3 protein-coding genes are annotated in these 4,750 nt (G+C 47.9%); 2 read left to right on the top strand and 1 reads right to left on the bottom strand.

Going from position 1 to position 4,750, the window contains the following annotated elements:
• Positions 1 to 985: ATP-binding protein (locus KB557_RS09020; protein WP_255133416.1), on the bottom strand; the 985-nt coding region annotated here is incomplete at its 3' end.
• A 306-nt stretch (positions 986 to 1,291) separates the two neighbouring features.
• On the opposite strand from KB557_RS09020, the gene KB557_RS09015 reads away from it, so the two are divergent.
• On the top strand, positions 1,292 to 2,815 hold the full coding sequence (locus KB557_RS09015) for a radical SAM protein (RefSeq protein ID WP_255133414.1): 1,524 nt from the start codon (positions 1,292 to 1,294) through the stop codon (positions 2,813 to 2,815).
• A gap of 42 nt (positions 2,816 to 2,857) precedes the next feature.
• A partial coding sequence (locus tag KB557_RS09010) for a S8 family peptidase (protein ID WP_255133412.1) occupies positions 2,858 to 4,750 on the top strand: 1,893 nt, incomplete at its 3' end.

Here is a 4,750-nt window from a genome sequence, read left to right as displayed (position 1 = left end):
ACGCCTGCGTTAGCACCCGCAGGTCGCGTATCACAAGTGATTCAAATAAAAACCCCAACCATTCCAGATCTTTAAGCAAGCGATCTGGGCTTGCCCCCATGGCTGCTACTGCCAAAGAGGGGTCGCAGAAATGACGTTTTGGCGCCTGCCTAAGGGCTGCTTTTGAACGCAGATGGGGTCGCCAGGCCGGTTGATTTTCGAGCACCATTAATCGCTCTAGTGCCTGCAAATAATCCGCCACAGTACGGGGATCAAGGGGGCCATCACTACCGCCAACATCAGCTGCCAATGTGGCCAAACTCACCTCGGTGGATACATTGCGCCCAAGCGATCGCAGCAATGCAGCTAACCGTTGCGGATCACGCCGTTTTGTATCTACCCGTTGGAGATCCACCTGCTTTACCTGCTCCAAATAATCGCGGGCAGCACGGCAGGCCGCCCCTGTTGATTGTTCAAGCTGACCTGGCCAGCCGCCACGGCAGATCAGTTCTGCCAAATCAGTAATTGCAAGGCCTGGATCAGCGCACTTAACAGGTTCAGCATTAAATAGTGCCGCCAATGAAACACTGCCTTTGCCAGCGCCGCTTTCGTGCAGGGTCATTGGCCGAAGCCGTAAAAACGAAAATCGACCCGCTCCGGTATGGCGTTCAACATCATCAGCTGGTACTGCAGAGCCAGTGAGCAGAAATTGACCAGGCCCTTGCACTTCATCTACCGCCCGGCGCACCAAATTCCAGAGCGCTGGCTCCACCTGCCATTCATCGAGCAAACGCGGTCGCGCACCAGCCAAAACCAAAGCGGGATCCACCGCTAAAGCTTGTCTGGCTGCGTTATCAACATCCAGCAGCACCGTGGATGCTGCCAACTGCTTTGCCATCAAGGTTTTTCCGCAGGCCTTTGGGCCTTCAATTACCACTGCACCAGCAGCGGCAAGGCAGAAACGCAATTCAAGGTCAGCAATGCGGGGCCGATAAAAGAACGCCATACATGCTCGCCAATGCAGTAAATGGCGAGATTCTAATGCGGTTTTTAGCGAGACTTCAATGCAGTAGATGGCTTAATGCCAATCTTCCAGATAATTAAGCAAGCGATCTGGGAAATAGCGATTATTACCTGGCTTTCGGCACTGGTTTCGATCGCCTCCACCAAGGATTGGGAAATGCATTTACAGAAATAACGCCCAAACCAGGCCGCCAGGCCAAACTGCGTTAATGCAAAGCCTGTTAACACCCTGAACCAGGAAACCCTGCTGTTTGAACCAGCCCAGCCGCAGCTGGGGGCACTGAAAACAGTGCTGGCATTCCCTAGCACCTACAGCGTTGGGATCACAAGCTTGGGCTATCAAGTGGTGTGGGCAACGCTTGCCAAGCGGCCTGATGTGGATGTGCGCCGTTTGTTTACAGATCAAGGCGACCCATTGCATCGCCATTGCGATCTATTTGGTCTTTCCTTGAGTTGGGAATTAGATGGACCTGTGTTGCTCGATCTTCTGCAACAACAGCGGATTCCGATCTGGGCAAGCCAACGAGGTGAAAACGAACCCCTTGTATTTGGCGGTGGCCCTGTTCTCACTGCAAACCCAGAACCATTAGCACCTTTTTTTGATGTGGTGCTGCTTGGAGATGGAGAGGATCTACTACCAGCATTTATTGATGCGCTGCAATTGCATCGCAATGCAACCCGCAGCCAACGCTTACGACAACTAGCCCAGCTGCCTGGCGTTTATGTGCCGAGCCTTTATGTGCCGCGCTATTCCAAAGAAGGTGTGCTGGAACGAGTGGAACCGGTAGATGCGGGCATTCCAGCAACAGTGGCTAAACAAACCTGGCGCGGGAACAACCTCACCCATTCAGAGGTAATCACTCCAGAAGCTGCCTGGCCCTCAATCCATATGGTGGAAGTAGTTCGTAGTTGCCCGGAGTTATGCCGTTTTTGCTTAGCCAGTTACCTAACCCTGCCGTTTCGCACGCCATCACTAGAAGCAAACCTGATCCCTGCGGTGGAAATGGGTTTAAAAGCCACTGCCCGGCTTGGCCTGCTAGGCGCGTCCGTTACCCAGCATCCTCAATTCAACGATCTGCTCAGCTGGCTAGCCCAAGATCGTTTTGATGGTATTCGCCTAAGTGTGAGTTCAGTGCGTGCCGCCACTGTTACGCCTCAATTAGCTCAAATCCTCGCAAAAAGAGGTGGTAAATCGCTCACGATTGCGATTGAAAGCGGTAGCGAGCGAATGCGGGAAGTAGTTAATAAAAAACTAAATACTGATGAAATTTATGCCGCTGCCAGATATGCAAAAGAGGGCGGATTAACAGGCCTAAAGCTATATGGAATGGTGGGTTTACCAACAGAAGAAGAAAGCGATGTGGAAGCCACAGCTGATCTTTTACTAGCCCTTAAAAAAGCAACCCCCGGCCTACGTTTATCCCTTGGTGTTAGCACTTTTGTGCCCAAAGCCCATACCCCTTTTCAATGGTATGGCGTGCGGCCAGAAGCAGAAAAGCGCCTAAAGCTACTTGCTAAACGCTTGCAACCAAAGGGGATTGAACTGCGGCCTGAAAGCTATGGCTGGAGTGTGATCCAGGCCCTATTTTCCCGTTCTGATCGTCGCTTAGCGCCAGTTATTGCAGCAGTTGGCAGCCAAAACAACAGCCTAGGGGGCTGGAAAAAGGCCTATCGAGAACATGCAAATACCCTGCCGCCATGGCAGGAACTAATCCATAACACCTGGAGCACCTCGGTGGTGCTGCCTTGGGATCACCTTGATGGGCCCCTAACTAAAGCCACCTTGGTGGGTCATTTGGGGGGCAACATTTAACAGTCCGTTGCTAGAGTTAGCAATATTTAAACGTCCCACACCATGGCAAAAGATCTGTTCACCCAAAAAGCAGCAAAATCAGCTTCTTTGAAGGTTGCAAGTACGTTTGCTGCCCCTGAAGAAACTGGAACACGCCACTTTAAAAAACCCGAAGCCCTAGCAAAAGATGAACTGTTAGTGCAATGGTCAGCTGAAGCTACAACTGCAATTAGAGCCCAAATTCATAAGCAACTTGAAACAGAGGTGGTTGAAACTCTGCATACAAAAGCCATGAAAACCAGTAATACTGGAGTTCTGGAAGTAGTAATCAATAAAAAAAGTAACCGCAGTCTAAGTCAGTTACAGAAAGAGTTCAGCAATGAAGCAACAGTAATATTCGCAGAACCAAATCAAACTATAAGTATCCAAGCTATCAGCAACGACCCAAAGATTAATAATTTATGGGGCACGCAAGGTAGTTATGGCAGCAAGGCAACAACCGCGTGGGATCAAAATTATATTGGTAGCAGCAAAATAGTAACGGGTATTATTGACAGTGGAATTGACTATACTCATCAAGATCTTTACCTAAATATTTGGCTAAATCAGGGAGAAATCCGAAGCTTGAGCTTCTTCTCCTTTCTGCAAGACACAGACAAAGATGGCTTAATAACATTTCGAGATTTAAACAGCAGTATCAATCTAACAAACCCAAGCGCAAATCTCAAGGATTGGAACACGAATGGCTATATAGATGCTGGAGATTTATTGAATAATCAGTCTGGCTGGGAAGACGGTAAAGATAATGACATCAATGGCTATATCGATGATTTAATTGGCTGGGATTTCGTCAACAAAGATAATGATCCTTACGATGATAACAGTCATGGAACTCATGTTGCGGGCACAATTGGAGCAATAGGTAACAATAATACTGGCGTCTCAGGCCTAAACTGGCAAACTCAAATGATCGCTCTAAAAACATTGAGCGGTGCAGGCAGCGGCTCTCTAAGTTCTGCGGTAGGAGCCACCGATTATTTTACTACCGCAAAAGTACAGGCCAGCAATCGCAACGAATCAAGCAGATTTATTGGAACGAATAACTCTTGGGGCGGCGGCGGATATTCGCAAGCTTTGGCAGATAGTATTAAAAGAGCGAGTGATCAAAACCTACTATTCATTGTAGCAGCGGGCAATGGAGGCAGTGATGGAATTAGTGACAACAATGATATCTATCAAAATTATCCTTCAAACTACACAAATTCAAATGTAATAGCTGTTGCATCATTAACAAGCACTGGTGCATTATCTAGTTTTTCTAACTATGGTGCAGTAAGTGTAGATCTTGGAGCGCCGGGATCTTCAATACTGTCTACATTACCTGGCAATCAATACGGCACATATAGTGGAACATCTATGGCTACTCCCCACGTAACCGGAGCCTTAGCTTTGATGGCTGCTGCTGCGCCACAGGCAACTGCGCAACAACTAAAAGACACACTATTGCAATCAGCGGTAGCAACAACTTCCCTTTCTGGAAAAACTTTAAGCGGAGGTAGATTAGATGTGGCGGCGGCTATCAGTAAACTAAATGGTGTCCCACCTACAGCGACTCCCAACTATACCCTTACCCCATCCGCAAGCAGCATTAATGAAGGTGCCGTTATTACAAGTACAGTTACTACAACTAATCTTGCAACTGGTAGCAAACTTTATTACGCCTTAAGTGGTACTGGAATAACAATTGCAGATTTCTCAGCAGGCTCCCTCACTGGAGAAGGCGCAACTGATACTACTGGTAAATTTACTTTCTCTCACACGATCAAAAATGATCTATTAACAGAAAATACCGAAACGCTTTCTATAAAACTATATGCTGATTCTGCTCGCACCTTACAGGTTGGATCTACTGCAACTGTATCAATTGCTGATACATCTAAAGCCTCAACACCATTA

This window comes from Synechococcus sp. Cruz CV12-2-Slac-r (assembly GCF_024346075.1).
Classification (GTDB): domain Bacteria; phylum Cyanobacteriota; class Cyanobacteriia; order PCC-6307; family Cyanobiaceae; genus Synechococcus_D.
Note: the sequence above shows the minus strand (reverse complement) of the source record. Positions and strands in the feature narration are given on the sequence as shown.